The 22,364-nt window shown below is 39.6% G+C and carries 19 protein-coding genes; all 19 read right to left on the bottom strand.

The window, feature by feature from the left end; translation table 11 throughout:
* Positions 1 to 12: 12 nt before the first annotated feature.
* A complete protein-coding gene (locus tag O3598_RS06750) occupies positions 13 to 1,104 on the bottom strand; it encodes an AAA family ATPase (protein ID WP_227068513.1) in 1,092 nt (363 codons plus the stop codon).
* Positions 1,105 to 1,120: 16 nt separating this feature from the next.
* On the bottom strand, positions 1,121 to 1,927 hold the full coding sequence (locus O3598_RS06755; RefSeq protein WP_316065150.1) for a hypothetical protein: 807 nt from the start codon (positions 1,925 to 1,927) through the stop codon (positions 1,121 to 1,123).
* 113 nt (positions 1,928 to 2,040) lie between these two features.
* Positions 2,041 to 2,691: a potassium channel family protein gene (locus O3598_RS06760; protein WP_009661413.1), complete on the bottom strand. Its 651-nt coding sequence runs from the start codon at positions 2,689 to 2,691 to the stop codon at positions 2,041 to 2,043.
* 34 nt (positions 2,692 to 2,725) lie between these two features.
* Entirely contained in the window at positions 2,726 to 4,087 is a 1,362-nt protein-coding gene (locus O3598_RS06765) for a TrkH family potassium uptake protein (protein WP_038141401.1), read from the bottom strand.
* A gap of 10 nt (positions 4,088 to 4,097) precedes the next feature.
* Positions 4,098 to 5,114: a carbohydrate kinase family protein gene (locus tag O3598_RS06770; protein ID WP_227068515.1), complete on the bottom strand. Its 1,017-nt coding sequence runs from the start codon at positions 5,112 to 5,114 to the stop codon at positions 4,098 to 4,100.
* 200 nt (positions 5,115 to 5,314) lie between these two features.
* Entirely contained in the window at positions 5,315 to 6,955 is a 1,641-nt protein-coding gene (gene hutW, locus O3598_RS06775; RefSeq protein WP_227068516.1) for a heme anaerobic degradation radical SAM methyltransferase ChuW/HutW, read from the bottom strand.
* Between the two features lie 19 nt (positions 6,956 to 6,974).
* On the bottom strand, positions 6,975 to 7,493 hold the full coding sequence (locus tag O3598_RS06780) for a flavodoxin family protein (RefSeq protein ID WP_227068517.1): 519 nt from the start codon (positions 7,491 to 7,493) through the stop codon (positions 6,975 to 6,977).
* 25 nt (positions 7,494 to 7,518) lie between these two features.
* A complete protein-coding gene (locus tag O3598_RS06785) occupies positions 7,519 to 8,316 on the bottom strand; it encodes an energy transducer TonB (protein WP_038123868.1) in 798 nt (265 codons plus the stop codon).
* Between the two features lie 2 nt (positions 8,317 to 8,318).
* Positions 8,319 to 8,726: an ExbD/TolR family protein gene (locus O3598_RS06790; protein WP_005381857.1), complete on the bottom strand. Its 408-nt coding sequence runs from the start codon at positions 8,724 to 8,726 to the stop codon at positions 8,319 to 8,321.
* Between the two features lie 2 nt (positions 8,727 to 8,728).
* Positions 8,729 to 9,346, bottom strand: coding sequence for a MotA/TolQ/ExbB proton channel family protein (locus O3598_RS06795; protein WP_005382865.1), 618 nt, complete (start codon positions 9,344 to 9,346; stop codon positions 8,729 to 8,731).
* 36 nt (positions 9,347 to 9,382) lie between these two features.
* Positions 9,383 to 14,443, bottom strand: a complete 5,061-nt coding sequence (locus O3598_RS06800) for a TonB-dependent receptor plug domain-containing protein (RefSeq protein ID WP_371452235.1) — start codon at positions 14,441 to 14,443, stop codon at positions 9,383 to 9,385.
* Positions 14,444 to 14,642: 199 nt separating this feature from the next.
* Positions 14,643 to 15,533 (bottom strand): helix-turn-helix transcriptional regulator, encoded by an 891-nt coding sequence (locus tag O3598_RS06805; protein ID WP_371452236.1) that lies wholly within the window; start codon positions 15,531 to 15,533, stop codon positions 14,643 to 14,645.
* Positions 15,534 to 15,733: 200 nt separating this feature from the next.
* Entirely contained in the window at positions 15,734 to 16,129 is a 396-nt protein-coding gene (locus O3598_RS06810; protein WP_119982709.1) for a YbaN family protein, read from the bottom strand.
* Positions 16,129 to 17,496 carry a PTS ascorbate transporter subunit IIC gene (gene ulaA, locus O3598_RS06815; protein WP_005378638.1) on the bottom strand — a complete coding sequence of 456 codons (1,368 nt, stop codon included), beginning with the start codon at positions 17,494 to 17,496 and terminating at the stop codon, positions 16,129 to 16,131. Before ulaA ends, O3598_RS06810 begins: the two co-directional genes overlap by 1 nt.
* A gap of 21 nt (positions 17,497 to 17,517) precedes the next feature.
* Positions 17,518 to 17,793 (bottom strand): PTS sugar transporter subunit IIB, encoded by a 276-nt coding sequence (locus O3598_RS06820; protein ID WP_005381928.1) that lies wholly within the window; start codon positions 17,791 to 17,793, stop codon positions 17,518 to 17,520.
* A 15-nt stretch (positions 17,794 to 17,808) separates the two neighbouring features.
* Complete coding sequence (locus tag O3598_RS06825) at positions 17,809 to 18,264, bottom strand: PTS sugar transporter subunit IIA (protein ID WP_119982710.1); 456 nt, start codon at positions 18,262 to 18,264, stop codon at positions 17,809 to 17,811.
* A 204-nt stretch (positions 18,265 to 18,468) separates the two neighbouring features.
* Positions 18,469 to 18,651 (bottom strand): hypothetical protein, encoded by a 183-nt coding sequence (locus O3598_RS06830; RefSeq protein WP_371452238.1) that lies wholly within the window; start codon positions 18,649 to 18,651, stop codon positions 18,469 to 18,471.
* Positions 18,652 to 18,755: 104 nt separating this feature from the next.
* The gene (locus O3598_RS06835; protein WP_371452239.1) at positions 18,756 to 20,225 is read right to left on the bottom strand and encodes a [FeFe] hydrogenase, group A; all 1,470 of its coding nucleotides are present in this window, start codon (positions 20,223 to 20,225) and stop codon (positions 18,756 to 18,758) included.
* 131 nt (positions 20,226 to 20,356) lie between these two features.
* Positions 20,357 to 22,312 (bottom strand): ABC-F family ATP-binding cassette domain-containing protein, encoded by a 1,956-nt coding sequence (locus O3598_RS06840; protein ID WP_371452240.1) that lies wholly within the window; start codon positions 22,310 to 22,312, stop codon positions 20,357 to 20,359.
* Positions 22,313 to 22,364 lie beyond the last annotated feature (52 nt).

A 22,364-nucleotide genomic window follows, 5' to 3' on the forward strand; every position in this document is an offset into this window, starting at 1 on the left:
GCACTTTCACAATTAACGATTGGCTTCAAAAAACGTTTCAATAAAGAGCTCATCCTCAATAGCATAGCTATACACATGAGCATATGCGTTACGTAAATCTTTCATAACAGCAATGCGCAAATCACCTGGATACAATGTGATGAACTCAATAAAGTAATGAACTTCTTCGGCATTACTATTACGATTCAAACGATACAACATATTTTTCGCAGAAACATAGAGGCGAGTAGGACTTTCACCATTAACACGTTCTTGCAAGGACATAATGGCACCCGGTTTATGCACAGCCTCTAACACATCATCAAAGGAAATCAATGGCTCTTGTTCAGTTTCAACGAAATTAACAAAGGCCTCCGCAATGAGTTTACCCACATTACCACGGATCACATTTTGGAATACTTCACGGTTATAACCACCTTCCTTATAGATACCATAAATATGAGATATCCGTTCAAAGGAACGCGGTGTCGCATCAATATCATCTTCATGACGTTGATTTAAATAATCTGGATAAGAGGAGATAAATTCCACCACCTTATCTTCAATGCCTGCAGAAATAGCCCAGTCAATCCACTGCATATAATCCGCTTCCATATAAAGCCATACGAAACGGTTTTGTTGGGCTGGATCCATATCAATCGTTTGGTAGTCAAAGGAATCCTCTGGGTTCATAGCCGCAATGATGCGCACATCATCGCTCAAAGCAAATCCATTGATTTCTCGATTCAAAATCAAATTCATCAACTCTTGTTGTACCGCATGCTCTGCCCGATTAATTTCATCGATAAACAGCAACACATGTCGACCTGTATTAACAGCTCGTGACACATGTTCTAATGTATGATGAACGGCATACACTGTGGTCTTTATTTCTTTAACCGCCCCATTACTATCTTTATGAGATACAGTTTCCACCGTAGGCAAACCGCCTATTTCGCCTTCTTTTAAAAGATTACCATCAATGGTGACGAGTTCCCAATCATGCGACTCTGCTACGCGCGCTGCTAGCGATGTTTTACCAATTCCCGTTTCACCGACGAGCAATGGTACTTGATTAGCGGCTAGCACCAATTCCACACTAGCCATTGTATCTGTAAAATTCATTATAACTCCTTCTTAATTAATATAGTAAATACTGATCAATAGCAATTTTCTTTGCCTCTATAGATCCGTATGCATCAACTAATGACAATATATCGATGGGCCATGTTGATTGGCGTCCACCAATGGCAGGATTGCTTACGAGTTCTCGCACATAGCGATCTTCTACAGCAGGATTTGCAATCATTTCAGTTATAATTTGTCGAACCATATCGACAGTCAAGCCTATTTGTTTCGGTACATACCCAAGTATCAATGTAGAAACCTTCAATAGCTCTACCACTGTATCTAAATCTAGGTTCGTAATTTGACGCATAGCCTGCGGATCTTGTAACACGGCGGCTTTCAAAATGTCCAATGTCGGATTCTGGATATAGCGCAATGATAAATAATTAGATTTTACAGCAGCCATTTGAACCCGCTCTGATGGATTGGCAATATATTGCAATGCATCATATTGTGTTTCTACAGCCCTTAACTGTAATTCCTCTGATGGATTTGTAATATATCGAATGGCCCAGCCCGATTGGTCTAAGGCAATGCGAACCACATCATCTGATGGATGTTGAATATACTCAAGTACCGCCCAATCTTGTTTGACTAATGAAATCAATAATTCGTCACTTGGATTGTCCACATATTGAATGGCCCGTGGCGACTGTGCTAACGCAGTTTCAATCACTCGATCAGTAGGATTTTTAATGTACTGTAATAGCATCCCATTCTGTTCCACACAGACTAACTGCATTTCCTCTGTAGGATTAGGGATATTGCGTACGCCATGGGGATTGTTTTTGAGAGCCGTTATATATTGTTCTTCTGTCATACTATCCTTCATTTCTATCTAAAAAGGCCATACGAATACGTACGGCCTATACTGAATTCTATTCCTATTGTATCATAATTTTTCGATATAATTATATCTGTTTCGTATACTTACTACACTGTTAATGAATCTAAATCAGAATTATTCCCAATAACTAATAATTTATCATCTTCACCGAGGATGGTAATTGGGTTTGGTGGAACTTCTAAATCCTCACCGCGTCTTATGCCTACTGCATTAAGATTATATTTCTCACGCAAATTGGAATCTTTCAAACATGTGCCAACCATAAATGAAGGCATTTTTATTTCTATAAGACTAATATTTTTGGATAGTTGTAAATAATCCATCACATGGTCTCTAGTTAAAAATTGTACAAGACGTAATGCCATATCATATTCAGGGTAAATCACTTGATCTACACCTATTTTATGAAGCATTTTACCTTGTATATTATTTTCAGCCTTGGCCACAATTTTAGGTGCGTCTAACTCTTTAAGAAGCATAGCTGTCATTAGATTAGCTTGAAGATTTCCACCTATAGCCACAATAACCATATCAAACTGGCTTAGCGCCAATGCTTTGATTGCCTCTTCATCGGTTGTATCTGCAACTATAGCATGTGTTATAAATGGTGAAATTTTCTGTACAACTTCTGGATCAATATCTACACCTAATACCTCATGATCCATGGAAGCTAACATCTTGGCAACAGTGCCACCAAATTGACCAAGACCTATTACTGCTATCGTTTTATGTTTCATATATGCCCCCTTTTATATTCAATCTAATCTGTTTTTATAACAATACACGCTCTTCTGCATAGCTAATTGGTTTAGTCGGTGCCGTTCTTAACGCCCAAGTACCAATAACAGTCATAACCCCAACACGGCCCGTAAACATGACAAGCATCAACACCCATTTACTACTTTCAGATAAATCAGGTGTAATCCCCGTCGAAAGACCTACGGTCCCAAAGGCAGAGGTTACCTCAAAAAGTATTCGAATAAAGTTATACGGCTCATCCCAAGCTAAATAGCAAGTAGCAAGCAAAACAAGAAGGATGGATAAAAAGATTATCCCATTTGCCTTAAGGACAGTAACCAACGAAATACGACGTTCAAAAACCTCTGTATCAGAACGGTTATTAAATAATGTACGCGATGCTAGAAAAGCGACAGCAATAGTACTAATTTTAACACCTCCTCCTGTGGAGTTAGGACCTGCCCCGATAAACATAAAAATGATGGTAATAAACAGAGTTATGGGATGTAAATCATTATAATCTACAGTTGCAAGACCTGCCGTACGAGGGGTAATCGATTGAAATAGAGCAGCCATGACCTTATTCCATATAGGTAAAGGACCAAAAGTTTTGGGATTCGCCCACTCAACTCCCAAGAAAATAATAGTCCCTAAAAGGATGAGCACCGTTGTGCCAACTAACATTATTTTTGTGTGTAGTTTTAAATCTACAAAACGTCGTAGCTTGCGATGCGACCAAATATCAAAGGTTGCGAGATATCCGAAACCACCTATTACAATAAGGGCCATTGTATTTATATTAAATAATACATCGCCCACCATGGCATAAGGTAGATTATTATCAAAGAATATAAACCCTGCATTACAAAAGGTCGAGATGGATTGCATGATTCCCGTATATAATGCAGCATCACCAATATAAGGATATAGCTGAATGGTATAGAGAATACCACCAATAATTTCGGCACAAAAGGTATAAATAGTTAGCTTTTTCGTAATGTGTAAAAGCCCTTTCATTCCATCTTGCCCTACATCCTCAGATAAAAGCACGCGATTTTTTAGACCTACCCGTCGCCCTAATACTAGAGCGATAATAGTGGTAAAGGAAACAATCCCCAAACCACCTAATTGGATAAGGATTACCATGACGATTTTGCCAAACAAGGACCAATGATAATAGGTATCTACTGTCGCCAATCCTGTTACAGAAACGCAAGATACTGCGGTAAAAGCTGCATCTACAAGCGCTGTACTATGGCCTTGAGCATTTGATAGGGGCAACATGAGCAATATCGTCCCTATAGTCATAACAGCCAAAAAGCTAAGAGCTAATAGACGATAAGGATTATGTTGCATATATTGCTGAACTTGATTTTTTGAAGTATTTTTCCACATAACCATAATCCTATCCTATAAGCGCCTTGATATCTTCTAAACTCGGCAATGGACTGCGGCCGCCAATTCCTTGCGTATTAAGAGCTGCTACAGCAGAAGCAAAAGTAGCCGCTTTTTCTAAGTCCTCGTGCGCACAACTATGGAGTAAATCGATAGCATTTAAGGACTGGCTCGTTTCATTCATAGTTGATGTGTTAGTACCATCTGCTATTTTGCAAAGTGTTTTTGTAAGCATATACAAAAAAGCACCATGGAAGCTATCCCCAGCCCCCGTTGTATCTACTACAGTAGCTTGAGAAAATGGTTCACATCGATAAGATGTTCCATCAGGCCATACAAAATAACTACCATTAGCACCATCGGTAACACCTGCTATGAAGGCTCCTCGTTCATGAATGATACGACAAGCATCTTCTAAATTAATTGTGCCTGTATATTTTTCAGCATAGTCTCGAGCTACGATAACGATGTGACTGGCTTCTGTAATAGGCTTCATATCTTCATCGTAGCGTTGAGCACCACCATCTAAAGAAATAATAGTGCCTACCTCTTTTGCAACGGCCATAGCAGAGCACATGAGTTGGCGATGTCTACCATTGATATGCAAAATATAGGCAGATTCTATGAGTTGTTTATGAGCCTCTAAGAACTCAGGCTCAGTTGCAGTAGCTCGTTCAAAAAATACAGCCCGTTCCCCTGTCTTCTGTTTCACAAGAATCGTTGCAGTTCCACTCTTAGCATCCGCATCAACTTGGATGCCCTCTGTATTGACATTATATTTATGAAAGTCCTCTAGAATATAGCGTCCAACCATATCATCCCCAATACGATCAATCATTACCGTCCGAGATCCATATTTACCAGCCGTGGCTAGTGCAGTCGCTACCGGACCGCCGCCATCTGTAGTAGACGAAACGGCCTCTTGCACCTCACGCCCCGTTGGAAAATGATCAACCACGATGAATCGATCTAAGGTACTAGCCCCAATACCAACTATATCTATCACTTCGTTAGGAAATGCATTCATACTAACCTCCTAATACCTTGTATAACTATATGTACAGAATACATTCCGAAACATAAAAAGTAAACCCTAGGCCACGATATATTCTCGTTAAACTGAATAGTCCAGTTTAAAGAATAGATCGTAATCTAGGGTTTTAATACTAAGATAAAACGTACCTGTCAATGTTTGTAGTTATTTATATGAGAGGTTGTTAGTGATAATTAGGACATCATACGTTCCATCATGTATTCAATTTCATCAGCACTCAAATTCGCCATAGCTTGAATCATGCGATTTGCTGCTTCACCAGAGGCACCACTCTTAGCGATTTCTTCTTTCGCTTTTGCCATGAGTGCTTCTTTACGTTGCGCTTCTGTCTGTTCATCGGTTGGTACCGAAATATTCGCCTTACCTTGGCCGATACCACGTACCTCTTGATTAGGATTTTCTTTAGATGTGGTCTTCGTATCTTGAGCCGCTACGGATTCTAAGGCAAAGGAGTTTTTACCAGTTAAAATATATTCCATAGCCTCCAATGTACTTTGCGTGATATTTACAGTCCAGAATTCACCAGCGGATGTCAATTTATACAATAAGCCATTATACGAAACTAGGCCTCGTTTCTCCCATAGTTTATACAACCAATTCAATTCATCTAAACGAGAATCCATAGCCACTAATGTATTGATATCCAAATAGCCTTGTTCCAATTGGCTTACTACTTGGTTTACAAATGGTTGTAAATCACTTTGCTTCATAAGTGCCATAAATGGTTTTTCGCCGCGGCTTACCATATCTTCATATGGTTTAAGCGCACGATGTAACATCATCCCATAACCATCCACATTGCCACCGGCACCACTGCCAAACGGGAACATCGGTACACCTGCTTTAGCTAAAATATTGTATAAACTACGTTCACGATTATTAGCACTCCAGTGTGCGGCACTCAATCTTCGATAGGCACGAGCCTCTAAATAGGTACGTCCAAATTCAAACATATCCCCTTGCATAGACGTTGTGGCTGCTGGTGGCACCTTACCGCTCGCAATATCGCGGTTTAGATCACTACCATCGAATACATTCAATTGATATAGGTCAGCACCATCTACACCAGAACTTACTAAGTCGGATAAGTCTTGTTCCCAAACCTCCATTGTTTGACCAGGTAAACCATAGATTAAGTCGATAACAACAGAACATTGACCATAGGCCTTTAGAGCCGCTAACCGTTCAAGTACAGTTTCTTTTGTATCCAAACGTCCTACCATTTGGCGCACCTTAGTATTAAACGACTGGATACCGATAGACATACGGTTAACTCCATTATTCATCCATACTTCAAGATTTTCAGGAATCAAATCATGAATGCGACCTTCTAGGGTAAGCTCATAATCATTTGCTAGTGGTAAGTATTCTTTAATCGCTTTTAACAAGCGCTCAGAGTTTGTTGGAGATAAGGATGTCGGTGTGCCACCGCCAATGAATACAGCGTGGATAAGACCATCCTTTAAGCGCGGACTTTCACTAGCCAGCTTAAGTTCCCCAATGAGGCCATCAATATAGTTATCTTCAATACTTTGACTTGTACCATTTTGGAAGAACCCACAGTACGTACATTTTGTCTTGCAGAATGGAATATGTATATAAGCACACTGCATTTGCCTCCTCTTAGGAGCACCACGCATTACAGTATCCCATACAGATTGTGATTCCTTCGGTGAAATTAAAGTCCCATTAAGGCCTGCGTGAACAACGCGCTTATGAGGAAAGGCGCCACTCATAGGATTATCACAGGCCAATCCTAGTTGCAGATTCCGTTGTTTTTCTGGAATCGATTCGAAAAAGCTTGCTAAACTCATACGTTCCCCCTTTCACTCATTAGCCTTGCAACTTTGCAAGCACAGATTTAGCAAATTCTTTCGCATTTGCAAAATCTTGTTCATCAGGATGCGTTTCTGCCGCCTTATGCAATGCATCACGTTCAGGGCTTTGTCCATGAGCAGATCCTGGTGGGAACATTTTGTACATCATCTCAATAACCTTAGGGTCGATTTTACCTTGGCATACAAAACCATCTACAAGAGATTCTTTATTAGGCAATAAGGCAGATGCCTTTTCAATACTTTCACGAGCATGATCAGAATCGGCATACATACCTAGTGTAGCAAAGAATACTACATGTTTATTGGTAAGGGTTTCAATCAACTTAGCCGCTTCTTTATTAGCTGTGCCACGATCTACCCAGAAACCTACAAATACCGTATCGTAATCCGCTAGATTAGTAGGTGACTCTTTTACCGGTACACAAGGTGTACCTTCAGGCATAACAGAGGCCATCGCCTCCGCTACGCTTTTTGTATTCCCAGTGAGGGAAGAATATAAAATAATAGTACCCATATTTATCTCCTTACATTATGTATGATTAATCATCGTCATCTGTACCTTCGGATAGGTCAAATCGTACCGGAACAGTTACCGGTTGAATGTCATCTGTTGGGTTTTGATATGGTAATGCACGATTTACCGCAGCCATAGCCTCTTCTCTCAACAATGGATCATCGCCAGATTCCACATATTGTTCAACGGCATTACCATTTGTATCAATACGTACAAATACGTAAATTGTTTCATGAACTTCTTTATGTTGACGAATGTATTGTTGAGGAATCACCTTCTGATTATTTACAGCATTATAAAAGCCTTGTTTATCAAAAGCGACATGAGCTCGACCATGACCATCACCAGAGCCCTTGTCCGTACCAGAGCCTTCGCCTTCACCCTGTCCATCACCAACGCCCGTTCCTGTACCAGTGCCATGGCCGCCACCTTCGCCACCGCCAGAGCCTGGACCATTACCAGCACCGCCGCTTTCGCCAGATACATTTGATGTATTTTCACTACCCTTACTTGGGACATCTACCGCATCAGGAATATCCGTCGCTGTAGATGGTTCTACATTCGCTACTACAGCCTTTGTTCTTGCCGCCACTTCATCTGCAGACAATGGTTTTGGGAATAGAGATGACCTATCACCGCCGCCACCACCAGCGTGACCACTACCGCCATCGTCGAGCACACTTTGGGTGAGATCGACTTCATAGGTTTCCTGCTCTTGAATGGCCGGAACAACTACGAAAAAGATAACGGCAATAAAGAGAATGATAAGATGAACTACGGCGGATATTATGGCTGCTTTTTTCCATGATATGCCTAATCCCATAGTTATCCTTTCTGTTCTGCTGCAATAGCTAAGCGTTTAACACCAGCTTGTTTAAGCATGTCCATAATTGCTACTACTTGTCCATGAGCAGAGCGTTTATCCGCTTGCAATATAACGCTAGCATTCGGATTTTGTGCAATTCGTTCTTTTACCATCGCTTCTGCTGCATCAATGCTCATTGGGACATTATCAATCGTTATATGACCTTCTGCATCTAATGTAAGCACCACCGGTAATTGAGCTGGTGCAGATGCGGTTGTAGCCTGTGGCAACTGTACAGACAAAGCCTTTTGGGCAATTGTTTGTAAGCTATTCATCATGAAGAACACCAATAAGAAGAATATGATATCAATCATAGGGATAATCATGAATTCAGGCTTGGATTTCATACGAAAACTTTGTAAATTCATAGTTATTTCCACCCTTCTCGTTTTGCGGTAATGATGTTAACACACATGTTTTCAATTTGGTTAATAATAGAGTCCAAACGATGGCTAAAGAATGTATACACAATAAAGGCCATAATGGCTACACATAGGCCAGTCGCCGTTGCGATAAGGGCTTCCCCTACACCACCAGTAATGGCAGATGCACCAGCACCGGCATCGAGAATACTAAAGGAACCAATCATACCTGTTACGGTGCCAAGTAGGCCCAACAATGGGGAAATTGTAACGGTTGCACTTAAGTAATCCATATATTTTCTAAAACCTACTGCATCGACACCCATTTGATCAGAGAATGCTGTTTTCATGCCTTCTTCAGTAGCACCATTTTTCAAACCAGCTTCAGCAATACGGCTAGCGATGGATGGGTTTTCTTTGATTACCTTTTCAATTTCATCCCATTTTTGTAATTTTGCATACTCATTAACCGCATGAGTTACTATATAGGTTTTCCCTGCATATTTACGATAGTAGAAAGTGCGTTCTACGGCGATAGCAATGACCATAAGAGACAAGAATAATAATGGATACATTACATACCCGCCACTATGAAACAAGTGAATGACATAATTTAGATTTTCCATACTAATAAACCTTTCTGTCTATTTATAGACTGCACATTAGAACCTGTACGTTCCTTGAATTCTTGCATAATCGCCTAACTTAAAGCTTTCATTACCATATAAAGTATCTCGTTTATTTGTGCCCTTCGCATCAAATGTATAGAATGCTTCAAGGAGTAAATCCTTGCGCGGTACATACCCAGCACCGAATGTAAAGCTGCGGATACCATCGAGGTAACGATCCGGTACAGCACCTGTACCATTACCACCGAGGAATGAGCCATGAGCGAAGTATTTATAATCGATGAACGCGTTCCAAGATTTTGGAACATCGATATCCGCACGACCAATGTCTAGGCGAGCCATCCAGAAATGAGGTGTACCGCCCATTTGGTGACCTTTTACAGTAAAGTCTGCGGTTCCACGTTCATGGTCATATACAGTATTACCATTCATGTAGCGGCCAAATTTCGATCTATTTTGACCATAATCTAAAGTAAGTACTGCACTTTCACCGATTTGATATTTAGCACCAATGCCAAATACATTAGCTATATTGGAGAAGCTTTGTTCATCATTACCATTGCCATTAGCATTTAAGAATGTACGTTTACTACCATTAAAGGAGCGTAAGTACCATGCTTGTAAGCCAAGACGATCTCCAATTTGTTTCTTCACTTGAACAAACGCTGCCGTTTCGATAGGTGGAATTGTATCTTTTTCAAGAACTACACCTTCTGTTTGAATAATATTACCGATAATTTTACCAATTGCTTCACGTGGTAATTTATTTTCAGACTCTGCATCATGTACAACCTTTTCAAGATTATACATATAGTTGAACAATGCATTTGGCATGCCCCAACCATAGTCAGAAGTACCTTCACCATAATCATTGGAGGACATTGTAAAGTTCTTTTTGTAAATCGCATCTTTAGCATCATAATCACTAAATACATAACTACCACTATCGTATTTATATGTTTTAGCACCTAAGTAACCAGTGAACTCATAATCACTAGCTGGTTGTCCATAGTAATCATAAGATTGTTTGAACGTGCCATCTGGCTGTTTAACCCAAACCACATCAAGCTCACTATTGTTATAGTTGCTCCAGTTATCTGTAGCATTATATTTAGCAATTTCTGCTACGGATTGATTGATTTCGTCACTATGTTTTTCAACATAGGCTTTAGGATTTACTAAAGCCTCTTTATTATCAGTAGATACGATAAGACCTTTAGCCTTTTCTTTTAAGTATTCAGGGTATAAAGAAGAGTTCACATTATACATAATGTCCCCGGTCTTATAGAGTTTTTCCCCTGTATTCTTATTAGTGATTTCATACATTGCATAACCACCAGATGGAATATCGAGGGAGAATTTCTTCTCAGCCATATCTGTAGGGTATGCCTTTGTAAGAATATCTTGTAAGCGGCTCATCACTTGAGCTTGTTTTTGTTGTGTTTCTGCGAGCTTTGCATTAGCCTTTTCAAGCTCTTGATCGCGATTCGGATTGCTCCAACTTAGATTCAACGTAGCTTTATAAGCATCATATTCATCTTGTAATCCTTTTAGCTGTTGATAGAAGTAAATTGTATCTACCTTACCTTGATAAGTAGATTCATAAATACCTGTTGGGCTATCTTGTGCTGGTGCATCCTCATTGGATTTGCTTTCACCATCAGATCCAGTTTTTGTAGCATTATTAATATCATAAGGATACTCATCACGATTAATACCAATTAACTCTGCTGCTGTTGGAGGTCTAGTAATCACTTCATGTACCACGTGTGTATACGCTGAATCACTAATACCCGTGCTATGTTTAAAGTTACCTACCCCAATGCGAACTTGCGTATCATTACCAGTCCATACACCACGAACCCCATCATAGGATTGACCAAACCAGTATCCACTAGCCCCCATAGGTTCATTTAAACGACCCACAGAAATATCCCATTTCTTGACATGTCTTGTAAGATCAACAGTATCAAGACGTTGATGATTGAAACCTTTTGACTCCGATTTAGTCCAACTCGTATCAACGCCGCTCATACCTGTCATGCTACCGATAACGGATAGATTTGTGAATGGGTTAAGACGAGCATCAAATCCAAGGCGAATCCGTTGTTCAAAGCTATGTCGATTAGAATCATACATATTCGCCTTAGCAGAACCGATGGCTGAATTAGAACGGAATGGAGATTGCGGACGATTTGTACCATCATGAGACATCCAGCGCGCATGATAATCGCCGATAAACTCAATGCCACGTTCCTTGGTTGTATCAAAATCAGGACGAATAAAGTCAGTTAATTTAACAACTTCGGATATATTTTGTACGCCCGCTTCACTACCGGATGCGCCATTAGTTACGCTGCCATTTGCGACTTTATTACTATCTTTTCCGATTGGCGTAGTCTTAGCATCACCACCGCCAAATTTGAGGTTAACGCCGATACGATATACCCGTTCTTGCGTTGCTCGGTCATCATCACGATGATTAAAGATATTGTTAATACCAAAGTACATCATGGCATTCTTGTTGAATCGTTTTTGAACCATTAAGTTCCAAATGCCAAATGTTTTCTTTTGATAAACTTGCTTTTTGTATACGCCTGCATCACCAGATAAAATATCTGGCCAGTAGTTACCACCATTATTTAAGGTGTTACTATCAAGCATGTTGATGTAGTAATCGCCCCAAATGGATCCATTCCAACCCGTCTTTGGATTGTCATAGGTAACACCAATATCTACCTTGTGCACTGGTTTATCCAATAATTGACGAGGCATAGTTGGGTCGCTCTTATTAATCGCATGTAAATAGGTATATCCTAATTTACCGGACCAATATTTGCCGAATTTTTGTTGCACTTCTGCTTGAAGGCCTGTGATTTCAGCCATACCGATATTCTTAAAGCTATAAATCATATCCGGAGCGCGTTGGTATTTTGCGTCACCTTTCAAATATGGTGCAAAATCTTGGAATTCACCAGTGAAATAAACCGACATATAGTTTTTGATGCGGTTATGGAATACACCAACACGAGCATAGGTGTTTTTATTTTCCCCTTCTAAGCTCATATCAATGTTGAGCGATTTTTCAGGTTTTAAATTTGGATTACCCGCCCAATACCAACCGAGTTTTGCAACACCAATACCTACCGGATTAGATGCATACATTTCCCAGTTATACCACAATTCGCCCATACCAGGTTCAGTATAACCGGTGCCGACATTAGCCTTAAATCGACGATGAGGATTGCCTTTCACATTATAGGTCATCCCCATGGACGCGGATAAATTAGAACCAAACAAACTGCTATTATCTAGTCGGATAATAGGAACAAATGTAAGGTTTTTATTCACTTGCCAAGTATCGGAGATATAAGCATTCATCTTACGAATTGTACCTTGACCAGTCGTCAAGCGTTGGTCGCGATTGCGATACTCTTCTAAGAAGGCCTTGCCATTTAGTTTAGGCGCTTTTTTACGCATTTCAGGATCACTAGACTCGCCATATTTAAAGTAGTCCCCTACGATATTTGAACGAGTATTAGCCATATCCGGATTTTCTGCTTCTAATCGAGATTTTAATGCATTATAACGATTTCTAAAGTCATCGGATATAGGTTGATTATTAGGCGATGTGCTCGACCAAGAGCTAATAGCCCCTTCAGACAATCCATAATTTACATAATCATCGTATGTAATGCCTGGTTTTTGCCCATCCGTTTCAGCACCATAATATTCATAATCCATATCCCATTGTGGCATACCGCTACTGGAGTTTATAAATTTATAATCATGAATATGGGAATAAACCTTAACACTGTTATCCCCTTTTTTACGCACAAGACGATCTAGCTTATCAACAAGCAAGCTCTTATCATATGCCCAAGGGTCGATGTACATGGTACTCGTATTTGGGGAACTCTTTAATCGGCTACCAGAACCTTCTTCACGAGCATAGCTAACACCATAACTAAGACGATGTTTATTATTAAGCTGCGTATTTGCATTGAGCCGAACATCTAGTTGGCGATGATCGATATTATCGATATATCGTAACTCATTAGAACCTTCATAAGATGATCGTCCCGTATAATTGATAAGCGCTACGTCGTCTTCTTTAATGCGGGAGTAGTTTGTTTCTACGGTCCAATCGCTTTTACCGGCTCTAGCATTCCATGAAAGGTTAATCGTATTACGGCCTGCAGTCCGTTTGAAATGTTGTTGTGGCTCTAAATCGGAATCAGAATGTTTAATATCCCGTACAAGGTCTTCCGTATATCGATTTAAACGCATTTCAAATTTATTGTTCTTATTCGCTTCATACGTTGCTACCAGACCAATATCAGATGCATCACCATAGTAGCGCAGTACATTGGGTTTAAAGTTATGCTTCGCATAGTCAAAGCCCATCCCCGATGCACGGCGTTTAACCGATGCAAGGACAGGCATTAAATCGCGTTTACTACCAGATAAGCCAACCTTTAATTTACCCATCTGCCCCGAATCAGCTCGGATATAAAAGTTTTGGAATGGGAATAAATCGCCATCACTCTTACGACGCATTCCTTCGGCATTTACCTGTAATGTTGGTTTCTTAAGAGCCTTCTTCGTGATGATGTTAACAACACCACCCACCGCATCGGAACCATATTTAGCACTCGCTGCACCTTGAATAACCTCGATACGTTCTACATTTTCCGCACCTAACCGTTGTACTTCGTCCGCTGCGCCAGAATACTTATCAAAATCCCCCAATACTGGTTGACCATCCACAAGAATCAATGTATGACGAGCCTCTGCACCGCGAATAGATACACCTACACGTCCCATGGCATCAACGGTTCTAGATACACCCGTTTGGGTAAATATAATATCTTCGACGGACTTCGCCTGCTTCTTCTCAATCTCTTTTTTGGTAATGATTTGCACTTGCTGTGGATTTAACTTTGCTTCTTCTTGAGCCCATGTGCCTTGTACATGAACTACATCTGTCGTAACAGCTGCATTATCCGCTAAAACGACGAGGGGTGCATTTAGCCATAATGCAACCGCACTAGATAGGACTAAATAGCGCTTTGTACGGCTCCACCGATTCATTGTTTCCTCCTCTTATAATCTCACTCAACTATATGCATCATTAAAATTAGTAATAAAAAATACACTTTACTAACAACAATGACATTGAAAGTCATTTACATTTAATATGTTAGCAAAGTGTATTATGCATATCTACTCCGAAAAGACCAAAATTATACGATTTTGATACTTTTGTTAGATACAGTTAAACAATATATAATTATACTCTACGATAATCACTCGGTGTCATACCGACAAAGTCCTTAAAGGTACTTGTAAATTTACTACCGTTTTCATAACCTACGGCATTGGCAATTTGTAGGATGGATTCATCCGTTTCTTGCAGTAAACGTTTTGCCTCATTAAGGCGACATTCTTTGATGAACTGATGAATCGTCACACCATATACGCCCTTAAAGCAACGCTTTAAGGTTGATGCTGGGACATCAAAGTCATGAGATAAATCATCAATGGTAATGCGTTTGACAAAATTCTTAGACAAATATTTACTTACCGCTTTTACAATATCTACCTGTTGCTTTCGGTAACTCCCTCGTTTTTCATAGGAGTCTGTAGAGATTACAGATAATAATAAAAATATTTCTACAATCTTGAGCTTAAAATAATGGGACCTAATTTGATCTGGCACATTATATAAACTGGAAAAAATTTGGCGAACCGACTCAGTTTCCTCCATCATCATACCAAAGTCTGTATTTTCACAAAATCGATTGGCTATGGCAGCCAAATCAATCTGTGTATCTGCTACAAGGGTATCTAATACATGTTGAGCTCGTTCTACATCTACTAATAGAACTATCCCTTTAAACGATTTTGTAGGGAAGTAATTTTCATGTTGATAATCGGACCTGATATGCCACCCTAACGACATATCCCCTGGCCCCATATACAAGTATTCTCCAGATGCGAATTTGCATTCAATACGTCCCTCTTCACAATGATTAATTGCAAAGGTCTTTGTATGAGATTGGGCGAAAAATTGAATCGTTTCACGCTTTACATCAAGGAATAGCAAATCAATACCGTCAAATACGGTATGTCTAGCCATACATACCCCTGATTGTCCTTTCATATGAGCATGTGGATTCATAGTATCACCATATATATAAATATTATAAACAATACATTAATAGTAATTATTTTGAGATTAATTGTCAAATTCATTTTAGTAATAATTCATGTAATCTTTATTAAAATACGAAATATACATTCATCTTCTAAATATAATTGATGGACCTAAAAAATCCTCCCATTAAAGCATGCTCTAATGGGAGGATTTTCATATTATTATTAATTTTTTGTTTTAACTACAAATAATAATGCTATAACATGAGCAATCCATACGACTGCCATGATGATAAGGGCAATAGGAATATTTCTAGAAAAATAGGCACCTATTAGCATGATTGTAGTTACAGAAGCTAAAATGGACAACTTTGCCCGCAACGTCAATGCTTTATCGCGTTCATACGCACCAACTGTCTTTTTATATAATTGGGACTCCAAAAACATTCTATGAAAGCGTTCAGATCCACGAGCTAAACAAAATAAGGTAAGCATATAAAAGGGGACTGTTGGCAATATTGGTAATACGATACCTGCTGTACCAAGGCAAAAACTTATAGCACCAATGGTTAAGAATATATATCGAATTACGACATTACTATGTTGCTCAGCTGTTTTCATTACTCCTCTTCTACGTAATTAATAACTTTCCCTTTTGTTTTAATGAAGTTAGGAATAATAAGAACAAGGGCTGCAATAACAACGACGCCATAAATACCAGCCATGCCAATCCATTCAAAGGCATTACCAAGTACAAGACCCATTACGGCAAAGTCCGCATCGCCGAATGTTGTGTTTTGGAAACCTAATTGACCTAAAACTGGCAATGCTAGTGCTGGCAAGAATGTAATAGCCAAACCGTTAAGGAATGCACCTACTGCAGCACCGCGACGACCGCCGGTAGCATTACCATAGATACCTGCTGTTGCACCGCAGAAGAAGTGAGGTACAAGACCAGGAATGATAAGTACGCCACCTACAGCACCTAGAATAAGCATACCGATGATACCACCGATAAAGGAGCTAATAAAGCCTAATACAACGGCTGTTGGCGCATAAGTAAAGAATACAGCACAGTCTACTGCTGGAATTGCATTAGGAATGATTTTTGTAGCGATACCTTGGAACGCTGGAATCAAATCGCCTAAAATCATACGAACACCAGAATATACGATAGCTACACCTACAGCAAAGTTCATAGCACTCATAACTGCAAATAGGTATGGGCTCATAGAACCGGATAAAGTTGCTACGAATTCAGAGCCAGCTGCAATAGCGGCGATTAAATAGAATACAATCATGGTCAATGCAGTAGATAACGTGGAGTCACGCAAGAAGCCCCATTTTTCAGGAATCTCAATATCTTCTGTACTTTCTTCTGCCTTGCCTACATATTTTGCTACCCATGCAGATAAATAATAACCTAAACTACCAAAGTGGCCCAATGCGATTTCATCGCCATCGGTAACTTTAGAAGTATAGCTTTGACCGATAGCTGGAGAAATGGCTGACCAAGCGCCCATTAAGAAGCCACCTACAAGGATCAATTCAATACCGGATAAACCTGCAGTACCAAGTACAGCAGACATTAAACAAGCCATAAATAAGCTGTGGTGACCAGTAAGGAATACATACTTAAATTTGGTGAAACGAGCAATTAATAAGTTCATCAATAAGCCTACAACAAGGATAGACATCGTTTCAACACCAAGCACCTTTTGTGCTACTGCTACGATAGCTTCATTATTTGGTACAACACCGGTAATATGAAATCCGTGTTCAATCATTTTTCCAAGTGGATCAAGATTGCTAACGATAACACCTGCACCAGCAGCAAGCATTAAATAGCCGAGAATCGGTTTTAATGTACCAGTCATAATCTTATGAAATGGTCGTTTCAAAGCGATTAAACCAACACAGGACATAATACCAATCAACAACGCTGGCTGACTCAATACATCTCGTAAGAATTCTAATATCATTTCCATAGAATTATCTCCCCCTATGAATTACTTAGCGATTTGTTGTAATCGTTCCAAAATATCTTCTTTAATTTTCTTTTTATTAATATAACTACGTACAATAGCTACATCCTTGTCCTCAAATTGTTCTGCCAATTCCTTTACAGTAACAATTAAATCTGCCTTGCGACCTTGAGCCGCATTAAAATCGATTGATTCTACTTGTGCTTCGATATTATTTTCAGCACAAATTTCTTCAATTTTCATTTTTAACATCAAACTAGAACCGATGCCATTACCACATACTGTTAAAATGGAAATCATAGTTTACCTCCAAAATTACGCTTCATCAAGATGTTCTGCTAAAAAAGATTGTACATCTTCAATGCTTTCAAAATTTACCGCTGCATCAAGGAATTCTTCATCCTCAAATAGGGTTGCAATATCGGTAAGCAATTGAATATGTTCATCCTTATTCGGCGCACATAAAAATATCGCTACTGATACAGGATCATTTTCTGGGCTACCAAAATCGATAGGCTTTTCTAACGTTACCAAAGCCGCACCGACTTGCTTAGCCCCCATTTCTGGGCGCGCATGAGGCATAGCAAGACCCGGTGCCAATACAATGTACGGCCCCATGTCACGAACTACGTCAATCATAGCCTCTGTATATGTAGGATCTGTAAAACCAGCATCGACCATGAGCTGACCACCATGACGAATCACATCTTCCCATGTCTCAGCAGGATAACGAAACGATACATTATCCTCTGATAATAAATCTTGTAACAAGCTAACACCTCCTATACTCACAACTTGTATACTCATATTATAACTAGGTATAGTTAAAATGCCTATACCTTATGTATTTATTTACAAAAAAAAGTTAGACCCCAAAAGGGTCTAACTTTCGCTTATTCACATGGCATATATAAGAGTTGCTATTATTGGAAGAGTACAAAAAAGATATTTTATATACATACACCATGTCAATATTTAGTTATTCAAGTACTCTAAGTGTTGCTTATTAGATGCATCTGTACGCGTTCTAATAGCATCTACTAATGGTTTCAGGATTTGATATTCCTCGTCTGTCAAACGGAACGAGCGACATTCGCGTTTGTACATACGAGGTCTACGACCAGAACCTTCTCTCTGTCCGCCCCAGGTCATTAACATATACCTCTCTCTAAGAATCATTATATTATTGTCTCTCACAATAATTAGTATATGCTATTTTATGCGGATTTTCAAGATTTTTATCCAATTTTATAAATAATTAATTATTTATTTGCTTCTGCAGCCGCTTTTGCAGCTTCTGCTGCTTTTTTCAAATTAGGTACAGACGTTGGACATGTAGCAGGTGTACATGCACCATTAGGACCTAAGTCTTCTGCACGGCTCACAAATGTAGTATGCAACATGTGATGTGCTTTGTGGCTCATAGGTTTGCCATCAAAGAACTCAGCATATAATTTTTGGATATCTGGATTATCACAAGCTGCTTTCACTTTTACTTCCGCATCGCGCGTATACAAGGAAGCAATACGAGCTTCACGAGCTTTGTCGGCCATAGGTAATTTAACGCGTGGTTGACCACCGCCACCGATACAGCCACCGCGGCAAGCCATAACTTCGATGAAATCATAATGGATGTTTTCTGTGCGCATGCGTTCAATGAATTTACGCAAGTTGCCAGTACCATGAACAGCCGCTACATGTAATGTTTTATCACCAATCACTACATCAGCTTCACGTGCACCATCCATACCGCGAATAGCTTCGAATGGAATCAATGTACTAGGAGCATCTTCACCTGTTACAAGTTTATAAGCAGTACGCATAGCTGCTTCCATAACACCACCAGTGTTACCGAAGATGATGCCGCCACCAGATGCTTCACCCATCAATGGATCAAACGTGGAGTCTTCCAATTCATCAAAATTAACTTCTTCTGCACGCAACCATTTAGCAAGTTCACGTGTAGTAATACAGTAATCTGTATCGCGCATTTCTGGCGATTCCCAGTATTCTGCAGAGGAATTCATTTCATCGCGACGAATTTCAAATTTCTTAGCAGTACAAGGTGTTACCGCTACGGCTACCATTTGTTTTGCGTCGATGCCCATTTTTTCAGCAAAATATGTTTTTTGCGTAGGTGCTTGCATTGCAATTGGGCTCTTTGCAGTAGATAAGTTAGGTAAAAATTCTGGGTAGAATGTTTCAGCAAATTTTACCCAAGCAGGACAGCAAGATGTGAATTGAGGCAATTCACCACTGCCATTAAGGACACGTTCAACCAACTCAGATGCTTCTTCCATAATAGTCATATCCGCACCAAAGTTTGTATCGAGTACATAGTCGCCGCCAAGTTTACGAAGAGCTGCAACCATTTTGCCTTCTACGAAAGTACCTGCATCCATACCAAACTCTTCGCCTAAACCAACGCGCACAGCTGGTGCTGTTTGGAATACAACGATTTTGTTAGGATCAGCAATAGCAGCCTTAACTTCATCGATTTCAGAACGTTCGTTAATGGAATCGAATGGACAAATAGATGCACATTGACCGCAATGGATACAAATCGGATGATCTCCATTAGTTGTCAAATCGTAATAGTCGAATACGCCCATATCAACAGCGCATGCTTTACGACATAAAGAACAGTTTTTACATTTAGATAAATCTTGCACAATGGCAATATTGCCTTCTTCAATAGGCACACGACGATCTAAAAATTCGTACTTACTCATGTTTCCTCCTACTTAGGTAACGTTGTTATCGTTAATCGATGAAATTATACTACAAAATGTGATTTTTATCAATAATTCTGAAAGTAATTCCTATGCATATCAGGTATTAAAAAATCGCATAAAATAAAGATTTATAGACGTTCTTCTAATTCCATCCATCGTTCAGTCAATGTATCGATTTGAGATTGTGTCTCTTCACGTTCAGCCATGAGTGTTTGCATTTTTTCATAATCCGTCCCCGCTTGGCTAATCATGACATCCAACCCTTTAACAAGATGTTCTAGTTTTGGCAATTCCTCCATAATCGATGCATATTCTGCCTCTTCAGCCTTATTAAGGCCTTTTTTTACAGGAGTTTCTATATGACTAGATTCAGTACTAGAGGATGCACCAATTGTCTCGGTAGAATCTGATGCAGCTTCTGTGCTATGCACACTAGAGCTCTGTTGTTCAGGCACATAGAATGGAGAATTATTACTTTCACCCATGTCAGCCTTATAATCAGAATAGGATCCATGTACGATATCGATGTGGCCATTGCCTGTAAATACAAATAATTTATCTACCACGCGGTCTAGGAAATACCGATCATGACACACGGTTATGATGACACCACTGAAAGAATCGAGAAAATCCTCTAGCACCTCAAGTGTGGGGATATCCAAATCATTAGTCGGCTCATCCAAGAGAAGTACATTCGGCGCACTCATAAGCAATTTTAAGAGGTACAATCTACGACGTTCACCACCGGATAATTTGCGAATAGGCACACCATGTAATTCAGGAGTAAATAAAAAGCGTTCCAAAATTTGACCCGCACTTAACGTTGTACCATCACCAAGAGACATATACGAATGGTCTTCTTTTATATAGTCAAGGACACGCATGTTTTCATCAAATTCAGGCAACTCCTGTTTAAAATGCGCAATCCGGACAGTCTCGCCTTTGCCAATGGTTCCTGATACTGGTTCATAGGTACCATCGAGGATTTTCATAAATGTTGATTTACCAACCCCATTGGGACCTACGATACCAATCCGGTCATGACGCACCACATGATAGGTAAAATCATCAACCATAGGACGTCCATCAAAATCAAAGGATAAATGTTCAATATCAAAAATAGTCTTGCCCAATCGAGTCTTTAAGGCAATCGGATCCATTTGATCAGGACGTCTAGTTTTTTCCATATTTTTAAGCGTTTCATACCGTTGTAAACGAGCCTTTTGTTTAGTACTGCGAGCTTGCGCACCGCGGCGTACCCATTCGATTTCTCGCTTTAAAAATTGGCGCCGTTTTTCCTCCGTAGCCGCCTGACGAGCCTCACGATCTGCTTTCAGTTCAATAAATTTCTCATAATTGCCTTCGTATTCATACATATGGCGATTAGATAATTCCAAAATACCATTACATACAGAATCTAAGAAATATCTATCATGAGTACTAATCAACAAGCCACCTTGCCGATTGCTTAAATACGTTTCGAGCCATTCAATGCTATCCTCATCTAAATGGTTTGTCGGTTCATCCAACAATAGTAAATCGCATGGATATAGCAAGGCTTGCCCTAATGCTAATCGCCGCTTTTGACCACCCGATAATAGGCTAACGGACATATTGACATCGTGAAAGCCCAATTTACTCAAAATGATACGCGCCTCTTGCTCTACTTGCCAACCATCTTGGGTATCCATTTCTTCTAAGCACTGCATATAATGGCGCTCAATACGTTCATCAGATACGCCTTGCTCTTGTATGTAGTGGTAATCACGACTGGCCTTATCAAATCGTTTTACCATTTGTAATCGCGGATGATCACCATCTAAAATGGCTTCCAATAAGGTATTTCCTTCATCAAAGCTTGGGGTTTGTGCTAAATAATGAATGGTAGCCTTGCCATTGCGCTCAATAGTCCCCTTATCACACTCCATCTGGCCCGTTAAAATCTTTAAAAAGGTTGATTTACCCGTTCCATTAATCCCAACAAGTCCCAATCGTTTTTGATTGGTAAATGTTATGGATACATCGGTGAATAACAATCGTGTGCCATATGATTTCTCTATATTCTGTAAACTAATTACGTTCATTCCCGTACTCCTCTGTTATCATTATGTTATTTATTATACTACAGATTTTCAT

Origin of the sequence: Veillonella atypica (assembly GCF_041431435.1) — a bacterium.
Lineage (GTDB): Bacteria > Bacillota > Negativicutes > Veillonellales > Veillonellaceae > Veillonella > Veillonella atypica.